Origin of the sequence: Clostridium sp. CS001, from assembly GCF_020443565.1 — a bacterium.
Taxonomy (GTDB): Bacteria; Bacillota; Clostridia; order Clostridiales; family Clostridiaceae; genus Clostridium_AD.
In genome coordinates this window covers 64,687-85,369 of sequence record NZ_JAIZZN010000003.1, presented here as the reverse complement: position 1 = coordinate 85,369, position 20,683 = coordinate 64,687, and the positions used below count along the sequence as shown (strand labels likewise).

At 31.7% G+C, this 20,683-nt stretch carries 20 protein-coding genes; 1 reads left to right on the top strand and 19 read right to left on the bottom strand.

From position 1 onward, the window contains the following. Positions 1–19 precede the first annotated feature (19 nt). From LGK97_RS03285 to gpr, 18 genes are all read right to left on the bottom strand, one after another. The gene (locus LGK97_RS03285) at positions 20–718 is read right to left on the bottom strand and encodes a diacylglycerol kinase (RefSeq protein WP_226258311.1); all 699 of its coding nucleotides are present in this window, start codon (positions 716–718) and stop codon (positions 20–22) included. A 95-nt stretch (positions 719–813) separates the two neighbouring features. Then, positions 814–1,314, bottom strand: a complete 501-nt coding sequence (gene ybeY / locus LGK97_RS03280) for an rRNA maturation RNase YbeY (RefSeq protein WP_226258310.1) — start codon at positions 1,312–1,314, stop codon at positions 814–816. Between the two features lie 5 nt (positions 1,315–1,319). Then, positions 1,320–3,491: an HD family phosphohydrolase gene (locus LGK97_RS03275; protein WP_226258309.1), complete on the bottom strand. Its 2,172-nt coding sequence runs from the start codon at positions 3,489–3,491 to the stop codon at positions 1,320–1,322. Between the two features lie 43 nt (positions 3,492–3,534). Beyond that, positions 3,535–4,659, bottom strand: a complete 1,125-nt coding sequence (gene yqfD, locus LGK97_RS03270) for a sporulation protein YqfD (RefSeq protein ID WP_226258308.1) — start codon at positions 4,657–4,659, stop codon at positions 3,535–3,537. After that, complete coding sequence (gene yqfC, locus LGK97_RS03265) at positions 4,652–4,936, bottom strand: sporulation protein YqfC (protein ID WP_226258307.1); 285 nt, start codon at positions 4,934–4,936, stop codon at positions 4,652–4,654. Before yqfC ends, yqfD begins: the two co-directional genes overlap by 8 nt. 386 nt (positions 4,937–5,322) lie before the next feature. Next, positions 5,323–5,499 carry a 30S ribosomal protein S21 gene (rpsU, locus tag LGK97_RS03260; RefSeq protein ID WP_226258453.1) on the bottom strand — a complete coding sequence of 59 codons (177 nt, stop codon included), beginning with the start codon at positions 5,497–5,499 and terminating at the stop codon, positions 5,323–5,325. A 174-nt stretch (positions 5,500–5,673) separates the two neighbouring features. Then, positions 5,674–6,024: a histidine triad nucleotide-binding protein gene (locus LGK97_RS03255; RefSeq protein WP_226258306.1), complete on the bottom strand. Its 351-nt coding sequence runs from the start codon at positions 6,022–6,024 to the stop codon at positions 5,674–5,676. A gap of 85 nt (positions 6,025–6,109) precedes the next feature. Further along, complete coding sequence (gene mtaB, locus LGK97_RS03250) at positions 6,110–7,417, bottom strand: tRNA (N(6)-L-threonylcarbamoyladenosine(37)-C(2))-methylthiotransferase MtaB (RefSeq protein ID WP_226258305.1); 1,308 nt, start codon at positions 7,415–7,417, stop codon at positions 6,110–6,112. Beyond that, a complete protein-coding gene (locus LGK97_RS03245) occupies positions 7,417–8,169 on the bottom strand; it encodes a 16S rRNA (uracil(1498)-N(3))-methyltransferase (protein WP_226258304.1) in 753 nt (250 codons plus the stop codon). Before LGK97_RS03245 ends, mtaB begins: the two co-directional genes overlap by 1 nt. A gap of 37 nt (positions 8,170–8,206) precedes the next feature. Next, positions 8,207–9,142 (bottom strand): 50S ribosomal protein L11 methyltransferase, encoded by a 936-nt coding sequence (gene prmA, locus LGK97_RS03240; protein WP_226258303.1) that lies wholly within the window; start codon positions 9,140–9,142, stop codon positions 8,207–8,209. Between the two features lie 240 nt (positions 9,143–9,382). Then, the gene (dnaJ, locus tag LGK97_RS03235; protein ID WP_226258302.1) at positions 9,383–10,495 is read right to left on the bottom strand and encodes a molecular chaperone DnaJ; all 1,113 of its coding nucleotides are present in this window, start codon (positions 10,493–10,495) and stop codon (positions 9,383–9,385) included. Between the two features lie 153 nt (positions 10,496–10,648). Next, complete coding sequence (gene dnaK / locus LGK97_RS03230; protein ID WP_226258301.1) at positions 10,649–12,493, bottom strand: molecular chaperone DnaK; 1,845 nt, start codon at positions 12,491–12,493, stop codon at positions 10,649–10,651. A 79-nt stretch (positions 12,494–12,572) separates the two neighbouring features. Further along, positions 12,573–13,208 (bottom strand): nucleotide exchange factor GrpE, encoded by a 636-nt coding sequence (gene grpE / locus LGK97_RS03225; RefSeq protein ID WP_413228415.1) that lies wholly within the window; start codon positions 13,206–13,208, stop codon positions 12,573–12,575. A 113-nt stretch (positions 13,209–13,321) separates the two neighbouring features. Next, positions 13,322–14,368 carry a heat-inducible transcriptional repressor HrcA gene (hrcA, locus tag LGK97_RS03220; protein WP_226258300.1) on the bottom strand — a complete coding sequence of 349 codons (1,047 nt, stop codon included), beginning with the start codon at positions 14,366–14,368 and terminating at the stop codon, positions 13,322–13,324. A 180-nt stretch (positions 14,369–14,548) separates the two neighbouring features. Continuing rightward, positions 14,549–15,670 (bottom strand): radical SAM family heme chaperone HemW, encoded by a 1,122-nt coding sequence (gene hemW, locus LGK97_RS03215; protein ID WP_226258451.1) that lies wholly within the window; start codon positions 15,668–15,670, stop codon positions 14,549–14,551. Positions 15,671–15,700: 30 nt separating this feature from the next. Further along, positions 15,701–17,506 (bottom strand): translation elongation factor 4, encoded by a 1,806-nt coding sequence (lepA, locus tag LGK97_RS03210; RefSeq protein WP_226258299.1) that lies wholly within the window; start codon positions 17,504–17,506, stop codon positions 15,701–15,703. A gap of 183 nt (positions 17,507–17,689) precedes the next feature. After that, the gene (locus LGK97_RS03205; RefSeq protein WP_226258298.1) at positions 17,690–17,947 is read right to left on the bottom strand and encodes a hypothetical protein; all 258 of its coding nucleotides are present in this window, start codon (positions 17,945–17,947) and stop codon (positions 17,690–17,692) included. A 142-nt stretch (positions 17,948–18,089) separates the two neighbouring features. After that, positions 18,090–19,064: a GPR endopeptidase gene (gene gpr / locus LGK97_RS03200; protein WP_226258297.1), complete on the bottom strand. Its 975-nt coding sequence runs from the start codon at positions 19,062–19,064 to the stop codon at positions 18,090–18,092. A gap of 231 nt (positions 19,065–19,295) precedes the next feature. On the opposite strand from gpr, the gene rpsT reads away from it, so the two are divergent. Further along, on the top strand, positions 19,296–19,562 hold the full coding sequence (gene rpsT / locus LGK97_RS03195) for a 30S ribosomal protein S20 (RefSeq protein WP_226258296.1): 267 nt from the start codon (positions 19,296–19,298) through the stop codon (positions 19,560–19,562). 85 nt (positions 19,563–19,647) lie between these two features. On the opposite strand, the gene holA is transcribed toward rpsT, so the two are convergent. Continuing rightward, on the bottom strand, positions 19,648–20,682 hold the full coding sequence (gene holA, locus LGK97_RS03190) for a DNA polymerase III subunit delta (RefSeq protein ID WP_226258295.1): 1,035 nt from the start codon (positions 20,680–20,682) through the stop codon (positions 19,648–19,650). Between the last annotated feature and the right edge of the window lies 1 nt (position 20,683).

The following is a 20,683-nucleotide window of genomic DNA, read 5'->3' as shown; positions in this document are numbered from 1 at the left end:
CCTACAGTACAGAACTTCATTATCCTAAAACTTTAAACAGTAATAATGTTAATAAAGTTCCAAAGACTCCACCAAAGATGACCTCTAAAATAGAATGAATTTCCGAATCAACTCTACTTTGAGCCACAATTATTGCTAACAAATAAGATAATACCATAATCAAAGGTTCATTTGTTAATAATGTTATTGATGTAGCTACTGAAAAAGCAATTGCACTGTGCCCACTTGGCATTCCTCCTCGAAGTGGAGTTCCTTCATCATAAATAGCCTTAACCACAACTGTAGCAATACAAACTATAACCAATATAAAAAAAATCATATCCGGGTTAGATTTTTTAAGCTTTGACATTACCGTTCTATTAAAGGGCGCTAACCTATCCCAAAATATCACGTAGCCCACTAGCGCTGAGTTTATAGCAGATACTAGAACGGCACCTGCTGCAACATTTTTAGCAATTTTAACTAGCGGATGATAAAAATTTGTTGTAGCATCTATGGCACATTCTACAGCAGTATTTATCATTTCAGCTACTATAACCAACGTTATAGTTATAGTTATAATTAAAAGTTCCATCTTCGATAAATCATAAAAAAACGTAGATAAAAGCACTACAATGGCAGCCAACATATGTATTTTCATATTTCTTTGCGTACGAATAGAATATATAATTCCTTCAATAGCATAATTAAAACTATCAACTAACTTCTTTACTTTCATGCTCAACCACCTTTGAAAAGTATTCTCATACATTACTTAATTCTATGATATGTAAAATTAAAAACATTTGCAAAATAACTATTCATTACCCTAGCTTATCTTGATATTTTAAAGTTATTTAGTATTTCTTCTTCTCTTTCCCTCATAACTTCTTTTTGGTCTTTTTCCATGTGATCATACCCTAATAGATGCAAAATTGAATGCACTGTAAGGTACGCGCATTCGCGAATAAAGCTATGACCAAACTCTTCACTTTGTTCCTTTGCCCGTTCTAAAGATAATGCAACATCACCTATTATTAGTCTTCCTTCAAATAAATCACTTTGGTCAAATTCATAATTTAAATATACTTCTTTAAATACCTTATTATCAGGATAATGTAGCATAGGAAAAGATAAGACATCTGTAACCTCGTTAATCCTTCTTTGCTCTAAATTAATTTCTTTAATTTCTTTGTTATCAATAAATATAACACTTACTTCATTTTCAACAAAAAGTTTTTCTTCCTTAAGTGTATACTCGATGACATCCTTTATAGTAGTTTCAAGTTCCTGTGTAACCTGAATTTCACTTTGTCTGTTATCAATAAAAATCATACTTTTTACCTCTCTATCTCTTTGGTGACATCTTTCATTTGTTTTTTGTTTTCATCTTTCGTGTCCTTTTCCCATTTATCCAAAGGATACTCTATTCTCTCGTGGTATATTCCTGAAAGCACTTTTAAAAATGCCTTTCTTATCTTTTCTAAATCTTTTAAAGTTAAATCACAATTATCTAGTTGTCCATCATTAAGTCTATTTTTTATTATGCTATTAACCATTTCATCAATTTTACCCTTTGTAGAATTAGAAATTGATCTCACTGCCGCTTCTACTGCATCAGCCAGCATTATTATCGCTGCTTCCTTACTCTCAGGATTTGGGCCTTGGTATCTAAAATCTTCTTCTTTAATTTCATCTGGATTATCACAAGAATTTTTCATAGTTACATAAAAGTACTTAACTAAAGAAGTTGCGTGATGCTGCCTAATAATATCTTGAATTACTTTAGGAACTTTGAATTCTTTTGCAAGTTCAAGGCCATCCTTAACATGAGAAATAATTATAAGCGTGCTTAGATTTGGAGTTATTTTATCATGTGGATTATCATTTCCTAATTGATTCTCTTTGAAAAAATAAGGCCTTTTAATTTTACCTATATCATGATAGTAAGCAGAAACTCTTGCAAGAACAGGATTTGCACCCACTGCCTCTGCAGCAACCTCTGACAAATTAGCTACAAGTACTGAATGGTGGTAGGTACCTGGTGCTTCTAAAAGTAACCTTTTTAATAATGGATGATTGGGATTTGATAGTTCCAAAAGCTTCACCGTAGTCACTATATCAAAAATACTTTCAAAAAACGGTAAAAATCCTATGGCAAGTACTCCAGATATAATACTTGCAAGAACTACCATTCCAGCTCTTTTAAATACATCAATTATACTATTACTTAGCAAGAATCCCATAGAAAGGTACATAACAGAATTTATTATTGCAATATATATAGATGAATATAATATATCGTTCCTCTGTTGCATTTTTTTTAATAATATAACGCCTGCAATAGAACTTATCATTGCAAGAATTGTTATTTCAAAGTTAAACTTAACAGCAACACTAATTAGTATACAGTTAAGAATATTTATAGCTATGGATAATTCATCGTTAATTAAAATGGCCATAAGCATAGGTATACAAGCTAGCGGAATTACAAACAAAGAAATTATACCTAGTATTCTAGCCAGTAATATAGCTATTATACTAAGAATATTAATCATGATTATTTTTTTTATATCTTTAAAAATCTCTAACTGATACTTATATAAATAAATCCATTGAAGGAAAATCACCAGACATACAAGTCCTGCTAGACTTAAATATAATGGCCATTCAAATTTGTTAGTATTATCTAAAAGTCCTAAAGATTCTAATAGTGCCTTTTGCTCATAGGTTATTGGTTCCCCTTCTTTTATAATGATTTGATCCTTCTTAATCATTACAGGTTTAACATTCTTTTTAGCTTCTTCAATCAATGCTTCGGTTCCTTCTTTATCATAAATTGAATTTGGATGCACCTCTGCATTCCCTATTGCCATTCCTATTTCTCGTATATCTTTAGAAAAATTTGAGTTATTAAAAGCCGTGGCAATTATACCTTGTGCCATAATTATTTCTTCAGGCTTATTTTCGTTTATTGTTGTTAATTCATAAAGTGTTGTAATTGTATTTTTAAGAAACTTCTCTAGTTCATCTGCTTCTTTACTCTCTAGTTTTATTAGAATCTGATAACTTTCATAGGTGAAATTTGGTATTGGATTTTGTTCTTTTAGTAGCGTTATCTTTTCCTTTTCTGACAGTTTCTTTGAAGTTGTGGTTTCATTATTATTAGATTGCGATTTACTACTATCATTAGTATCATTAGCGTTTAACTGCTCCACCATAGAAAATAATTTACCAATTCTCACCTTAGTCTTTTCAGCAATCTCAGGATTTTTGATTGTTTTTTTACCTATAGCTTCTATTGCTTTAGCTCTATTGTTTTCTGTAGCTACAGTATTTTCAACTTCTCTAGGAGCTTTAATATCTACCTTTGCAATATCACCTACATTTAGTGTATATTTTTTGGGAACTAATGCTGTTACTAAAATCGAAAACATTATAACCGCTGTAACTATAAAAACCAAATACGGTTTTACTTTGTCAAGCTTAATAAATTCTCTAATATCCTCCATATTTATCCCACCTTTTCATCTTAAGCAACCTAAAGTATATCAGTTATTGCTTCTCCTCTATTGCAATGTTTTCTTCAGCAACAACTAACACTTTTATAAGATACTTATCATTCTCCTTTTTTACATCTACAATCTTGTCTATAACTTTTACAGTTTTATCTAAGTTCTTCAACATATTAGAGTATATTTCTTCCGCTACCTTGGATGAATCCACTGGTATAGTCTTTTCCTCTATCTCATAATAGCCTTCTTTTTTTATAACTTTACTATTACCTTCTATTTTATCATAATTACTATATGGAATTAAGTTATTTTTTAGATAAATTTTTTTATTTGCAAATTTGATATATAAGTTCGTCATATTGTTACCTGTTTTACTTCTTGATATATTATATAATGGAACTTCTTTAATCTCCTCGTAAAAAGTTTTTGCTATAACCTCTCCATTTGCATGGACAGGATATACACTTCCTTCTTTGCCTTGTTCGCCCTTAACTAATAAATCTCCCTTTTGAATCATATCTCCATTTTCCACAATAGCCGTTCCCTCTGAAGTAAATACCCTAACTATTATACCATCTTTACTCGCTACTAAATTACAGGGTGTTTGGTTACTAATTATAATTGGGGGGGATTGCCGCTCTATTATATCAATTTTCAACTTAACACCCTCAATCCTCGCTTTTACCCACATTATTTCATCATTATTTCTTGCAATATTACTTTCAATATAATAAACATCTATGTCTTTCTTTCTAAGCCCCGGTTTTATTCCAAAATCTTTAATTTGACGCCTCAATTCATAAGGACTTATATAGTGCTCTGTGTTAATTTCAATATTCCAAACAAATGAAGATAAATAATATATAAAGCTTCCAAATAAAACTACCCCTAGCAAAAGTGCAAATCGACTTTTTACTTTCATTAAAAAAAAGGATAATCCTTGTCTACCTATAATCTTAATTTTGGTGTCCACTTTTTTTGCCAATTTATTAATTTCTCCATAATCACTTAAATTCACTTCTAAAACTACAGTTGTTATGTTTATCTTTTTTATATTCTTAACTACGATATTATTTCTCCATAACAAATTTATAAACTTCTCAGGCATTAATGATTGAGCTTCCATTGTAATAATGCCTTTTTTATATCTTTTAAAATTATTCATGATTTTCATACACAACAGACTTAAAATTACCACTTAAGGTTATTGTGTTTCCTCCTATGAATAATATTTTAAAATCTTTACCGTATATGGCAATTGGTCCTACATTTGAGTTTATCTTTACCTTATCTTCTTCGAAAATTACCACACCCTTATGATTTTCTATATTTATCTCATTATTTGCCAAGATAGTTATCCTTGGCAAATCCAATATAATATCTCTTGGTAGTTCTAACTTGCTAGCTATAGTTTCCTTTGCTGTATATAACTTATTTTCCATACACTCACCTCATAAAATACTTTATATTAAATTTATGAAAAAAAACTCTAAGAAATTACATTTTAAAAACTTTATAATTTTCGAATAAAAAAAAAGACCCAGCTTTTGCTGAATCTTTATTTATTCAAATATTATTTTAGTATTTGACTAACAAGCTTACCATATGCCTTGCATATAAACTTAAGCAATAATGCAAAAGGTAAACATAACTTTTCCCACGTGCTTCATGCTATTAGTTCCCAACTCTACCATTGTCTCCCTGATTAAACCTGAAATTTATACTTCAGTAACCGCTGAGGAAGGTATTTTACAATATTTCAATGGCACTTCTAGTTTTCATATAATCTTTCTTTAAGGGACAAAAGCAGTACCTTATTTCAAAAATTCTATTTGAATTTTCTCTTTCTTGCAGCTTCTGATTTTAATTTTTTCTTAACACTTGGTTTTTCATAGTGCTCTCTTTTTCTTACTTCTCCGAGCACTCCACTTCTTGCACATTTTTTCTTAAACCTTCTTAAAGCATTCTCAATTGTCTCATCTGGTCCAACCTTAATTTCTGACATCATTATCCCTCCCTCCGCTAGCTCAATTCAATTTAAATTAAAAGTAGCCAATGCGGGGCTAAATAGCACAGTTTTTATTATACAACACATTTTTACATAATGTCAAGATTTTCATTGCTATTTTGTTATATATAATTAATTACTTAGCGCTTACCTTCATAAAATCAGTTCACATTATCCCGGAGGCCACTGAAGCATTCTTCCCCCTAATAAATGAAAATGCAAATGCTCAACAGTTTGACCACCTTGCTCACCACAATTAGTAATAACTCTATATCCACTTTGCGCAACACCTAGGGTTTGCGCAATTTTCTTTGCAACTATAAATATATGACCTAATATTTCTGCTTGCTCTTCTTTTACGCAATTTAAGTCATCAAAGTGCTCTTTTGGAATAATTACAATATGTACAGGAGCCTGAGGACTTATATCTTTAAACCCTATAACCTTATCATCTTCATAAACCACTTCACAGGGAATTTGTTTTTTTATAATCTTACAAAAAATGCAATTTTCCTCACCCATATAATCACCTCCCATCATGTTAATGATCAATGTACAAATAACTAATGATCAATTATACTATTCCACATGTAATTTTATTTTCCTGCTAAATATTAGAGACTTCTCCAATTATATGATTATCTTGACATTTTACAAGGTTTGTCATATGAAGTTCACCCTCTATATTCCTAGTAGCCTTAGAAATAACCTTTATATAATTGTCCGTATACCCTTCGAACTCATCAGCACTACCACTTACCTTTTGCTCATAAAGAACTTTCATGCAGCTGTTTGTAAATCTGTCCATATACTTCTTTTCTAATGTATTGTTAAGTTCAATTAGCTTGTGACTTCTTTCTTCTTTTATGTTTCCCTGGATCTGCTCTTTTATTTGCGCTGCTTTAGTTCCTTTTCTTGGGCTATACTTGAATATATGCATTTTTGATAATTCTATATCCTTTAAAAAAGCATAAGTTTCATCAAACTCTTCCTGTGTTTCCCCAGGGAAGCCTACAATTATGTCAGTAGTTATTGATACTCCATTAATATTTTGCCTTAGATTATCTACAACTGTTTTATATTCTTCCGCAGTATAGCGTCTATTCATTCTTTTAAGAGTTTCATTACATCCACTTTGAAGTGAAAGGTGAAAATGAGGACATAGCTTCTTAAGTGACATTATTTTTTCAATAACGCCCTCTGTAAAGAAGGTTGGATCTATTGACCCTATCCTTATCCTCTCAATGCCAGGCACCTTATCCACTTCCTCTAGAATTTTAACTAAATCCCAGTTCCCTTCTAAATCTAACCCAAAGGATGCTATATGTATCCCTGATAAAAGTATTTCTTTAAAACCATTTGCAGCGAGTTCCTTAACCTCTGATATTATTTTTTCAGGTGTTTTGCTACATACAGCTCCCCTTGCATATGGTATTAAGCAATAAGAGCAAAATCTATTGCATCCATCTTGAATCTTTAAAAAAGCTCTTGTTCTATCTTGATATTCATTAATGTTTAAATCCTCAAATACCTTGTTTTTTAGGACATCACTAACTTCTACAACTTGTTTCTTCTCCTCACGAGATCTGTTTACCCAATAAACAATGTCACCTTTATTTCTACTACCTAAAACTACATCCACCCCTTGGATATCGGACACTTCCTGTGTGGCTATTTGTGCATAACATCCCACTACAGCAATAATAGCATTCTCATTATTTCTTCTAGCTCTTCCTATCATCTGTCTTGATTTTTTATCACCCATATTGGTAACTGTGCAAGTATTAATTACATATACATCTGAAAATCCATCAAAATCAGATATTTCATATCCTTCTCTAATAAATTTTTCTGTCATTGCTTCTGATTCATACTGATTTACTCTACAACCTAAGGTGGCAAAAGCAACTTTCATTACAAAACACCCCCCAAATCTCCAAGTTCATACATTATTAAACTTAAACATGTAAACCCTGCAGTCTCAGTTCTAAGAATTCTAGGTCCTAATGTGACTACCATGGCTCCAATTTCCTTAAGTTTTAATATTTCACTTTCTTCGAACCCGCCTTCTGGTCCTATAATAATAGCAACCTTACTAATAGTATCTTTTTTTATATTTTCTACTAGTTTCCTTATACCATAACCCTCTTCATTTTCATAAGGAACTACAACTAAATCCATATGTTTTAATTCTTCTAATAACTTTTCAAACTCCATAGGAACATTGATTTCTGGTACCAAGCTTCTTTTGCTTTGCTTACAAGCTTCAAGCGCTATTCTATTCCATCTATCTACCTTCTTAAATTCCTTTAGCTCAGTTTTAACTATTACCCTCTCTGTAATTATAGGTGTTATTGATTTAACCCCAAGTTCCGTATTCTTTTGGACTATTAAATCCATTTTTGTTGATTTAGGCATACCTTGAAATAAATGTACCTCTATAGGGCTTTCATTATTTATAGCGCTTTCCTCTAGTAAATTTACAGTTACTGAGCTTTTATCTATTAAAGTGATTTCACCTAAGTATTCCTTACCTTCACAGTTGTTTATACTAACCTTATCCTTAAGTTTAAGTCTTAATACCTTGTATATATGTTTTACATCTTCGCCATCTATAGTGGCAATATTGTCTACTATGCTATGTTTTGGAACAAAAAATTTATGCATTATTAATTCTCTCCTTAATTTTTATATAGTTACTATATTATAACTTTGCAACTATACAAACCCATTCTCCTTCTATATTTATCTCTTCAATTTTAAATCCACACTGAGTTAACTTATTGATTACCTCATCTTTTTTACTTAAGATTATTCCTGAAGATATAAAATATCCGCCTTCTACTATAAATCCTTTAACTTGCTCAGTTAAAAACATAATTATGTCAGCCATTATGTTAGCTATAACAATATCAGCCTTCCCTTTAACAACTTCCATTAAGTCACCATATAGTATTTCAATGTTATTTAAATCATTATAGCTAACATTTTGCTTTGCAGATTCAACAGCTACAGGATCAAGGTCAACTCCTATGGTTTTTTTAGCTCCTAATTTAGCCGCTGCGATAGATAATATCCCCGACCCTGTTCCTATATCAAATACTGTTGTCTCGGCTTTCACGTGCCTCTCAAGAGCTTTTATGCACATTCTAGTAGTTTCATGAGTTCCAGTACCAAAAGCCATGCCCGGGTCTAGTTCTACGATTATTTCATCAGACTTTTTATTGTACTCTTCCCATATAGGCTTTATAACTATCTTTTCTCCTACTTTTATTGGTTTATAATACTGTTTCCAGTTATTTTCCCAATCTTCTTCATTTACCTTATTGGCAGTTACAGTTCCAGCTCCCTTGTCTAGTCCAAACTCCGTAAGTCTATTTACTCCAGCTTTAATTTCTTCTAAATAACTCTCAAACTTTTCATCTTTTTTATAATATCCCTTAATTACTACTCCACTATTTGTATCTATTATTGATTCATCAAAATAGTCCCAATCTGTGGTGTGGTCACGCCTAAAAATTAAATCTAAAGGATCTAAAATAGAAACCCCTTTTACGCCAGTATTATATAGCATACCTGACACAGCCTCAACTGCCTCACTGCTTGTTATTATAGTTACTTCAATCCAATCTTTATCCATTGTTTTCCTCCCTATTTATATCTGCTTTATATATTAATTGTTTACTATGCTGTTATTATGAACATTAAATCATCACCTGCGGTGCTGCAATATTAACAAGTCAATTTTAAAATGATCATTGTTCATTGATCCTTCATACACAAAAGAGTATGAAATTTTCTATATAAGTGTATCATTTCTATTAATCTAACACAATATTATAATAAAAAACTCCGTTTTACTAAACGAAGTTTTTTATTACTATTTACCTAATATTTTATCTACAAAAGATTTCTTATTTTCTTCAGAGCTTTCTATAACTTCTCCACTAGCTTCCATAAAATGCTTTAACGCATCCTTTTGCTTATCATTTAAGGATTTTGGAACGTCAACAATAACTTTTACGTATTGATCTCCTCTTCCATGTCCATTTACTCTAGGTATGCCCTTACCCTTAAGTCTAAACACTGTACCTGGTTGCGTTCCTGCAGGCACTTTGTACTTAACGTCTCCATCTACTGTAGCTACCTTAATTTCAGTGCCTAGAGCTGCGTATCCAAAGCTTATATGTGTTTCTATATGAATATCAATTCCATTCCTCTTAAATGTTTTATGAGGAGCTACTCTAATATTAATATACAAATCTCCTGATGGACCACCCTTTTCTCCTGGTTCACCTTGTCCCCTAAGTGGCATAACATTTCCAGTATCAACTCCACCTGGAACATTTATTGTAATCTTTTTGTTTTTTCTTTCTTTTCCTGATCCATGACATGTTTTACATGGTTCAGCAATTATCTTGCCCTTCCCACCACACTTATCACAGGTACTCATGCTAGCAAAGCTTCCAAAAGCAGTGTTTCTTTGAACCTTTATTTGTCCATTTCCACCACACTTATCACAAGTTTTTGCTGAAGTACCAGCTTTGGCACCACTACCGCTACAGCTTTCACATTTTTCATTTCTTGTAATAGATATCTCTTTTTCTACACCAAAAACAGCCTCTTCAAAGCTTAAATTTAGATTATATTCTAAATCCGCACCTTTTCTTGGTCCATTTTGATTTCTTGAAGAAAAACCGCCTCCAAATATGTCTCCAAATATGTCTCCAAAACCGCCAAAGCCTGAATCACCACCAAAGCCTGCTCCATTATCATCCGCTGTGCCATATTGATCATATCTTGATTTTTTTTGTGGATCAGATAATACTTGATATGCCTCATTCATTTCTTTGAATTTTTCTTCTGCTTCCTTATTGTCTGGATTTCTATCTGGATGATATTTTAATGCAGCCTTTTTAAAGGCCTTCTTAATTTCTTCCTCACTAGCATTTCTTTCAATGCCAAGAATTTCATAATAATCTCTTTTTGCCATGCTGTTTTCCACCACCTAAAATATATATACTTGTATAATATAAACTAATACTTAAAATAATTCAACTCAAACTATAATACTTATTTATTTATTTTCATGTGCCTAAAATTAAGGGAAGGGTAAATACCCATCCCTTAATTTTAATAATTTTATTTATTCTTTATCTTCTACCTTGAAATCAGCATCTACTACATTGTCATCATGAGCAGCATTTTCACCCATGTTATTTGGGTTAGCTTCTGCACCTTGATCTTGCTGAGCTGCTTCTGCTTGGTATATTTTTGTAGTTACAGCATAGAAAGCTTCAGTTAATTCTTCAGTAGCTTTCTTTATAGCTTCTGTATCTTCTCCATCTTTAATTTTATCAAGAGCTTCTAATTTAGCTTCAATATCCTTCTTATCTTCCTCTGATACCTTTTCTCCAAGTTCAGTTAAGCTTTTTTTAGTTTGGTATGATAATTGTTCCGCACCATTCTTAACCTCAACTGATTCTTTTCTAATTTTATCTTCTTCTGCAAATTTTTCTGCTTCTTTTACTGCTGCATCAATTTCAGCATCAGTTAAATTAGTTGATGCAGTAATTGTTATTTTAGCTTCTTTTCCTGTTCCTTTATCTTTAGCTGATACATTAACTATACCATTAGCATCTATATCAAAAGTAACTTCTATTTGTGGTATTCCTCTTGGTGCTGCTGCTATTCCTGAAAGAGTAAATCTTCCTAATGTCTTGTTACCTGCAGCCATTTGTCTTTCACCTTGAACAATATTAATTTCAACTGATGTTTGACCATCTGCTGCTGTTGAGAATGTTTGGCTCTTTTTAGCAGGAATTGTAGTATTTCTTTCAATTAAAGGAGTAGCTACCCCACCTAAAGTTTCAATTCCAAGTGTAAGTGGTGTTACGTCTAGAAGTAAAATATCTTTAACTTCTCCGCTTAATACTCCAGCTTGGATTGCTGCACCTATTGCAACACACTCATCAGGATTTACTCCCTTTGAAGGCTCTTTTCCAGTAAAGTTTTTTACTACTTCTTGAACTGCTGGAGTTCTTGTTGAACCACCTACAAGCACAACTTTATCTATCTCGCTAAGTGATAAACCAGCATCTGCAAGAGCTTTTTTCATTGGTTCTATTGTAGCATCAACTAAATCATGAGTTAACTCATTAAATTTTGCTCTTGTTAAGTTCATATCTACATGTTTTGGGCCCGTTGCATCTGCAGTAATGAATGGTAAATTTATAGCTGTTTGCATTGATGATGATAATTCAATTTTTGCTTTTTCAGCAGCTTCTCTTAGTCTTTGAAGTGCCATTTTATCTGTTCTTAAGTCTATTCCATTATCTGCTTTAAAAGTTTCTGCTATAAAATCTACAACTTTTTGGTCAAAGTCATCTCCACCAAGTTTAGTATTTCCGTTTGTTGATTTAACTTCGAATAATCCATCACCAAGTTCTAATATAGATACGTCAAATGTACCGCCACCTAAATCGTATACTAATATTTTTTGGTTAACATCCATTTTATCTAAACCATAAGCTAGTGCTGCTGCTGTTGGTTCATTTATTATTCTTTTTACTTCAAGTCCAGCAATTTTACCTGCATCTTTTGTTGCTTGTCTTTGGCTATCATTGAAATAAGCTGGTACAGTTATTACTGCTTCTGTAACTGTTTCTCCTAAATAAGCCTCAGCATCAGCTTTAATTTTTTGAAGTACATATGCTGAAATTTCTTGTGGTGTATGTGATTTTCCATCTACAGTTACCTTATGGTCACTACCCATTTCTCTTTTGATTGACATTATTGTTCTGTCCGGATTTGTAATTGCTTGCCTCTTTGCAACTTGGCCAACTAATCTTTCTCCATTAGCTTGAAATGAAACTACTGATGGTGTAGTTCTTGCACCTTCTGAATTAGAAATTATTACGGGTTCTCCACCCTCCATTACTGCTACACATGAATTTGTTGTACCTAAGTCTATTCCTATAATTTTTCCCATTATTATTTCCTCCCTATATTCCTTTTAATTTATAACAATTATAACTGTTATGTTTTTCGAATTTCTTATATTATAAATTTTAATTTGCTACCTTAACCATACTATGCCTAAGCACTTTATTTGCTTTTTTGTATCCCTTTTGGAATACTTCCACTATTTCATTTGTTCCATAATCCTCATCTTGAATATGCATTACTGCATTATGAAGATTTGGATCAAAATTACCTTCTGAAGGCAACTCCTCTATTCCTAATTTAGTAAAGGCATCATTAAACTGTCTTACTGTCATTTCCACGCCAGTTCTTAATTCTTCCCCAGAACCATCAATAGAAATCGCCCTTTCTAAATTATCAAGGACTGGTAGAACTTCCTTTAAAACATCTGCACAAGCATCAACATATATGCCCTCTTTCTCTTTTGCTGTTCTTCTTCTAAAATTCTCATATTCAGCAGTTGTTCTTAAAAGTTTATCTTTAAACATATCAATTTCATCTTGCAACTTTTTATTTTCTTCTTCTAGTTTAATTGTTTTTTTCTTCATATCTTTTTCTCTTTCACTTTCTAAAATTTCATTTGACTCTTCATTTATTAACTCTGCTTCCTCTGATGCTTTAGCTTGCTCTAAAGTTTCCTCGTTAACACAATTAGTTCCATCAACGTCACTTTGAATTTCTTCCATTTCATTCTCTTTATCAAGTGGACTCGCATCCTCCATTGACATCTTTGTAATTTCTTCTAAAATTTCTTTATTACTTTTATGCACTTTATTTGTATGCACTGATCATTCCTCCATTTCAAACTCAAAGTAAAGCTTTTAAAAATAGCGCTTTACCTATGATCATCATAGATTTGAGCTATATTATCATTTAATTCTTTAACTATTTCAGTTAATACAGATATAACTTTACCATAAGGTATTCTTGTTGGGCCTATAACACCGATGGACCCTAGTGGTATTCCAGATGCGCTATAAACTGCAGTTATAATACTGCACTCCCTAGCACATTCAACAAAATTTTCTCCACCAATCTTTATTGTAATATTGCCGGTAATGTCTTTAGCTTCAAGTAATGTATTTATACTTTCTTTATTGTCTACTAAAATTAAAAATTCGCGAGCCTTATCAATATTGTTATACTCTGGGTAATTAAATATATTTGTAGCACCTTGAATATAAACTTCTGAAGTTTCAATACCAGATAAACTATCATATAAAGCTGGAATAATACCATTGAAAATTTCTTGATAAGACGCTAAATCAACTTTTAAATTATTAATGACCTCTAAATTTATTTGCTCTATGGTTAATCTTACTAATCTGAAATTAACTATGTTAGTAAGCTTTTCCATGGTGTCATTGCTAATAGGTTTACTGATTTTAATTACATTATTTTTGATAATACCACTATCAGTAATAATTGTGAACAGAACACTTAAAGCATCTAAGCTCATTAGCTGAACATACTTTACACAACTCTTTTGAACTGAAGGCGCCTTAACAATAGATGTTAGATTTGTAAGGTCAGAAAGCATTTGGGTTGCTTGTTTAACTATTTTGTCAACCTCATACAACGCAGCATTAATAAGCTGATTTTTAATCATATATTGTTCTTCATTAGATAACTTGGTTATTTGCATAAGTCTATCAACATATAACCTATAACCCTTATCAGATGGTTTTCTCCCAGATGAGGTGTGCAATTGTTCTATATATCCCATCTCTTCTAGGTCTGACATTTCATTTCTTATGGTTGCAGAGCTAATACCTAAATCATACTTTTTAGCTATGGTTCTGGACCCCACAGGCTCACCATTATTTATATAATCTGTAACTATAGCCTGAAGTATTTTAATCTTTCTTTCATCCATTTCCATAATATCACCTCTTTTATTAGCACTCACTGTCGTTGAGTGCTAACGAGTATGTATTTAAAATATCATTTACTAATGTATTTGTCAATAACCTTAATATATGAGTATAGCTATTTTATGACCTTTAAATGATTTTAAATTCAAAATGCTCAATTTATCTCGTCCTTACTAAGCGACTTAGTTTTACAAAAGAAATTCCGACATAATTACATTGGATAACTCAATACCTTTATACGTTAGAAAAATGTTATTCTCACTTTCCTCCATAAACCCTGTGCTTACATACTTGTTTATTACTTGGTCATAAACACTATGTATATCTTTGTTAAACCTTTTTGAAAATTCACTTTTGTTTATGCCTACATTTTTCCTTAGCCCCATAAACATAAACTCCTCCATGTCATCTTTGTAGGAATTTTTTGTTTTTTCTACCGTTGCACTACCTTGCTGGTTTATTTTATTTATATATTTTTCTACATTTTCTTCATTACTATACCTAAAGCCATCACTATATGAATGAGAAGCCGCACCACATCCAATATATTCTTCCATTTCCCAGTATACTAAGTTGTGCCTACAAGGTTTATGGTTCTTTGTAAAGTTTGAAATTTCATATTGCAAGTAACCTTTCTTTTCTAAATATCCTATGGCCTCTGCATACATAGTTCTTTCTAATTCTTCATCTGGAAGGTTTAGCATGCCTTTCTCAAACCTTTTGTAAAAGTCTGTGCCTTCTTCTACAATAAGGCTATAGCAGGATAAGTGTTCTGGATTAATTTGAACTACACTCTCTAATGTCTCCATCCACTGCTTTAATGTTTGATTAGGTAATCCAAACATTAAATCTACATTTATGTTATCAAATCCTATTTCCCTAGCTATATCAAAGCTTTGCTTGAAATCCTTGGCAGTATGGATTCTCCCTAATTCTTTTAGAAGAGAATCTTGAAATGCCTGGAGACCAATGCTAAGTCTATTTACTCCCATTTCTTTTAAAAATTTTAATTTTTCTCTTGTAAAAGTTCCTGGATTTGCTTCCACAGTGAACTCTAAATCCTCACAGATTTCTAATCCGTCTATACTTTTCTTTATAATTTCCCAGCCCTCTAAAGATAAATAGGTGGGAGTTCCCCCACCTATAAAAATAGTTTTTATTTTTTTATTTTTTATACTATCTATTTCTTTTGCTAAGGCTGCGGCATAATCAAGCATATGTTCCTCTTTACCAGCAAAGGACGGAAAATCACAATATAAGCACTTTTGCTTGCAAAAAGGAATATGTATATATAGTGCCACACTTTTCATAATCAAAGCCTTCTTTCTCCACTGTTTTAATTAGTCTACCTTAAGTATAGCCATAAATGCTTCTTGTGGAACTTCTACACTTCCAACTTGTCTCATTCTCTTTTTACCTTCTTTTTGTTTCTCAAGCAACTTTCTCTTTCTCGAAATATCCCCGCCATAACATTTAGCTAAAACATCTTTTCTCATTGCTTTTACAGTTTCTCTTGCAATTATTTTTGCATTTATAGCTGCTTGTATAGGAATTTCAAACATTTGCCTTGGTATATGTTCTTTTAGTTTTTCAGTCATAATTCTTCCTCTATGAGAAGCTGTCTCCTCTGGAACAATCATAGAAAGTGCATCAACTTTTTCTCCATTAAGTAAAATATCTAATTTTACAAGCTTTGTAGTAACATATCCCTTTAATTCATAGTCAAAAGATGCATATCCCTTTGTCCTAGACTTTAAGGCATCAAAAAAATCATATACTATTTCATTAAGTGGTAACTCATAATTTACTACTACCCTAGTTGTTTCTATATACTTCATATCAATATATATACCTCTTTTTAGTTGGCATAGCTCCATAACTGTTCCTAAGTGTTCTGATGGAGTTATTATAGAAGCTTTAACTATTGGTTCTTCCATATAATTAATTTCTGTAGGTTCTGGAAGATTTGTAGGGTTTGTTATTTCTATTAATTCTCCACTTGTTTTCATTACCTTATATATAACTGAAGGTGCTGTGGTAATAATATCTAGATTGAATTCTCTTTCTATTCTTTCTTGTATTATTTCCATATGAAGAAGTCCTAAAAATCCGCATCTAAATCCAAAGCCTAATGCAATTGATGTTTCTGGTTCAAATGCCAAAGCTGCATCATTTAACTGAAGTTTTTCTAGCGCATCCTTTAACTCTCCATATTTAGCTCCATCTATAGGATAAATACCACTAAACACCATAGGTACAGCTGGTCTATACCCAATAAGTGGCTCTAACGCTGGTCTCGCCGCCTCTGTCACTGTATCTCCAACTCGTGCATCCCTAACATTTTTTATTGAAGCAGTTATATATCCAACATCCCCAGCACTTAGCTCAGCTACAGGTAGATAATTAGGCACGAACACTCCAACTTCCACTACATCGTAGATTTTATTAGTATTCATCAGCTTAATTTTTGATCCTGCTCTAACTTTACCATCCCTAACCCTTACATAGCATACAACGCCTTTGTAGCTATCATAGGATGAATCAAAAATTAAAGCTTTAAGTGGAGCTTCTTCATCTCCATTAGGTGGTGAAATCTTTTTAACTACCGTTTCTAAAACATCTTTTATGTTAAGTCCAGTTTTAGCTGAAATTAGTGGAGCATCTTCAGCCTCAATGCCTATTATGTCCTCAATTTCTTGAATAACCTCTTCTGGCCTTGCACTTGGTAGGTCAATTTTATTAATAACAGGTGCAATATCCAAATTATTATCTAAGGCAAGATAACAATTTGCAAGGGTCTGAGCTTGAATTCCTTGTGATGCATCTACTACAAGTACCGCGCCTTCACAAGCTGCCAAACTTCTTGAAACCTCATAATTAAAATCCACATGACCTGGAGTATCTATAAGGTTTAATATGTATTCATGTCCATCTTCACGTTTATAAACGAGCCGTGCCGGTTGAGATTTAATCGTAATTCCTCTTTCTCTTTCTAAATCCATATTATCAAGCACTTGCTCTTCCATTTCCCTTTTAGTTAAAGTACCTGTACTTTCTAATAATCTGTCCGCAAGTGTAGACTTGCCGTGATCAATATGTGCAACTATAGAAAAGTTTCTTATGTATTTTTGTCTATCGCTTTGCATTAATTTTAACCCCCATTATTCTATATGTGGCTAAGTCATTTTCTTTAGCTTAACCTAAGTATCTTTTTTTTAAACATAGTAGTTTTTATAAATCAAATTAAATTATATCATAAATATCCAAAGCTTTGTCAATACAAAGTCTTTTGCAACTCATTTATTTCACTAAAAAAGCTAGCATTTGTATTATCTTGACAAAATCTCATGATAAATTTCCATATATTTTTCTTTTACATCATAAATAATTTTGTTGTTTGCATAAAAAACATATTTTTTTGTCTCTATTCTTAAATCAACAGGTTTCAATTTTAAGTCTATTGTAAACTTTGATTTTTTTCTCACATCCTCATCTTTTGTAATATTAATTGCAAAGAAACCATAAATAAACATAGAAAAACAAAGAAAAGCCAATAAAAAATATTTACTTCTTCCTTTTTTACGCATAAAAAGCGCCTCCTTAACATTAGCTTAAGAAAATAATAATTATCTCCTTATTAAGGATGCACTTTTTATAAAAAATTATTCGTTTTCCCATTTTCTTGATTTATAACACAAAATTTATGTGAGGTAATATAAGCTGTTATTATTAATTTAAATACTTGTTTATATCACTTAAATCAAGTGCTGGCTGTAGAGCTATATTAATTCCATTAGCAATAATTTTGGAAACAGAATTTATAACCATATCAATTTCTTTAGGGGTCACCACAAGGTTACCCACGTATGGATTTAATATCTCAGTAATCATTTTTTGTTTTTCTACCTTGTCAATTGATTTAAGCATATTGTAAAACTCTCCACCTGCATTTGCAGACTTAATCATTTCATCAAGCACTAAATCAATGGTGTCATTTGCTAGTGTAGCCGCATCAACCACTGTTGGAACACCAATAGCAATAACAGGTATACCTAATGTCTTTTCACTTATTTCCATACGCTGATTTCCTATTCCTGCTCCTGGAGAAATTCCAGAAGTTCCTATCTGTATGGTCCTATTAACTCTGTCCATTTTTCTAGAAGCAAGCGCATCAATGCAAATTACTAAATTAGGTTTAATCTTCTCTACTATCCCTCTAACAATTTCACCAGTTTCCATACCTGTTATCCCAAGCACCCCTGGTGATATTGCACATACCGGCCTTATACCTTCATCTATAGAATCTGGCACCAACTCTTTTAAGTGCCTAGTCACCATTATTTTCGATACTACCTTTGGTCCTACGGCATCTGGAGTAACATTCCAATTACCCAATCCAACCACTAATGCCGTCATACTATCCTCTAATTTTATTAATGGCATTAGAACCTTTCCCATTACCACACTTACTCTATCCATGCAATCAGCATCATAGTGAGCAAATTCCGGGATATCAATAGTTATATATGTACCTTTTGGCTTTCCCATCATATTTTCCCCAATATCACTTACTATCTCCACATTGGTAATTTTAATATCACCCTCGCTATATTCCTCTACCTCAACACCTTGTATCTCACCTTTATTTTCCGCTTTGTATATCTCTTTAGCTTCTACCGCTAAGTCAGTTCTTACATTTTTCATAACTTCACCTCAATTGAATTTTAATATTAGCTTTTCCAAATGAGCCTTTCCTATTCTTAGAAGAACGCATTTTCAGCATAATTATTATTAAAATTTGCATGTACATAGTAAATTTCACTTGAAGTGCTTTAATATTAATGCTATAATTTCAGTTGTCTATTAAAGAGACTCGTATGCAGTTTTCCCCAAAGCTGCTGAAACGTTATTAAATACAAAGGGGGGTGAAAACAAATGGCAAATATTAAATCATCAAAAAAGAGAATTAAAGTTACTGAGGCTAAAACACTTAGAAATACAATGATTAAGTCTGCTTTAAAAACTAAGATAAAAAAATTCGAAGCAGCTATAGTTAGTGGTAATGTTGAAGATTCTACAGCTACATATGCAGGTGTTGTTAAAGCTTTAGATATGGCTGTAACAAAAGGAATACTTCACATCAACAAGGCAGCAAGAAGAAAATCTAGGTTAGCAGCTAAGTTAAACTCTTTAACTGCATAATAAATAACCGGTGATCTACACCGGTTTTTTATTTTTTTGTTTATTATATTTTTGTTGCATAGTGTAAATAAATTATATTAATCTTTTACATAACAGTCTTTATCATGAAAACCTCAATATTTATCTTATGATCATTAGAAGTGCTTTTTAATGTCTTTTCTGTATCAACACATAACTCAATATTTCTTTTTAAGCCCTTTAACGTAAATTTCATGCTTTGTGAAATCATCTTTTCACAAACATATGGATGAAGTTTCAATTCATTTGCTAATATTTCTTTTGTTTTACCACTGTCAATCCCCAATTTAATATTAAATAAAATATTGAATTGTCTTCCTATCATAAATAAAATAAACGGTATCTTTTCTCCTTTAAATATAAGTTCATTTAAAATATCCAAAGCTTTATTAATATTTTTTTGAGATAAATAGTCCACTAAATTAAAAATATCATTTTCACTCTTTTGAGGCATCATTGCAAATATATCTTCTTTTGTAATCTCCCGTCCATTAGCATAGGATGCTAACTTTTCTATTTCATTTGATATAATATCAATATTGTTATCTATTTGGCTACAAAATAGCGTAAGTTCTGATTTTCCAATTTTCGCATCAGCCTCCTCAAATAAATCCCTACATTTTTTTTGAAGAAATTCGCCTTTTAATTTATCAACTTTTATTACACATGCCTTTTTATCTAGTTTTTTTATTTTGCTACTTGGTTTTTCTCTGTCATTTGAAAATACATAATATATAATCAAAATACAATTAGGTGAAGGATTATTTAAATATTCACTCATCAAAGCAAAGCTTCTACTCTTTAAATCTCCAGAACTCTTACTTCCTGCACTGTCTTCTAAAAATGAAGCCCTATATACTACAACTACCTTTTTATCACTCATAAAGGGCATGGTTTCACAAGCATCAATAATTACCTCAAAATCTGCCTTGCTACCATCGAATTTCGAATAATTTAAATCTATATACTCCTTACTTAATATTCTATCAGTTATACTTTTAACGCAATCCTTTATCAATTTTTCATCAGGCCCGCAAAATATGTAACAGTTATCAAATTCATTTTTTTTTATTTTCTTTTCTAAATCTGCATGGTTAATCAAA

Bases quoted from the DNA above. Each gene is read 5' to 3' on its own strand.
- yqfD (WP_226258308.1), bottom strand. From the start codon at position 4,659: ATGAATAATTTTAAAAGATATAAAAAAGGCATTATTACAATGGAAGCT.
- hemW (WP_226258451.1), bottom strand. From the start codon at position 15,670: ATGAAAAGTGTGGCACTATATATACATATTCCTTTTTGCAAGCAAAAG.
- hrcA (WP_226258300.1), bottom strand. From the start codon at position 14,368: ATGGAAATGGATGAAAGAAAGATTAAAATACTTCAGGCTATAGTTACA.
- LGK97_RS03205 (WP_226258298.1), bottom strand. From the start codon at position 17,947: ATGCGTAAAAAAGGAAGAAGTAAATATTTTTTATTGGCTTTTCTTTGT.
- prmA (WP_226258303.1), bottom strand. From the start codon at position 9,142: ATGGATAAAGATTGGATTGAAGTAACTATAATAACAAGCAGTGAGGCA.
- rpsU (WP_226258453.1), bottom strand. From the start codon at position 5,499: ATGTCAGAAATTAAGGTTGGACCAGATGAGACAATTGAGAATGCTTTA.
- LGK97_RS03255 (WP_226258306.1), bottom strand. From the start codon at position 6,024: ATGGGTGAGGAAAATTGCATTTTTTGTAAGATTATAAAAAAACAAATT.
- LGK97_RS03245 (WP_226258304.1), bottom strand. From the start codon at position 8,169: ATGCATAAATTTTTTGTTCCAAAACATAGCATAGTAGACAATATTGCC.
- yqfC (WP_226258307.1), bottom strand. From the start codon at position 4,936: ATGGAAAATAAGTTATATACAGCAAAGGAAACTATAGCTAGCAAGTTA.
- grpE (WP_413228415.1), bottom strand. From the start codon at position 13,208: ATGGAGGATGCGAGTCCACTTGATAAAGAGAATGAAATGGAAGAAATT.
- dnaJ (WP_226258302.1), bottom strand. From the start codon at position 10,495: ATGGCAAAAAGAGATTATTATGAAATTCTTGGCATTGAAAGAAATGCT.
- mtaB (WP_226258305.1), bottom strand. From the start codon at position 7,417: ATGAAAGTTGCTTTTGCCACCTTAGGTTGTAGAGTAAATCAGTATGAA.
- LGK97_RS03285 (WP_226258311.1), bottom strand. From the start codon at position 718: ATGAAAGTAAAGAAGTTAGTTGATAGTTTTAATTATGCTATTGAAGGA.
- ybeY (WP_226258310.1), bottom strand. From the start codon at position 1,314: ATGATTTTTATTGATAACAGACAAAGTGAAATTCAGGTTACACAGGAA.
- lepA (WP_226258299.1), bottom strand. From the start codon at position 17,506: ATGCAAAGCGATAGACAAAAATACATAAGAAACTTTTCTATAGTTGCA.
- gpr (WP_226258297.1), bottom strand. From the start codon at position 19,064: ATGAAAAATGTAAGAACTGACTTAGCGGTAGAAGCTAAAGAGATATAC.
- LGK97_RS03275 (WP_226258309.1), bottom strand. From the start codon at position 3,491: ATGGAGGATATTAGAGAATTTATTAAGCTTGACAAAGTAAAACCGTAT.
- dnaK (WP_226258301.1), bottom strand. From the start codon at position 12,493: ATGGGAAAAATTATAGGAATAGACTTAGGTACAACAAATTCATGTGTA.
- rpsT (WP_226258296.1), top strand. From the start codon at position 19,296: ATGGCAAATATTAAATCATCAAAAAAGAGAATTAAAGTTACTGAGGCT.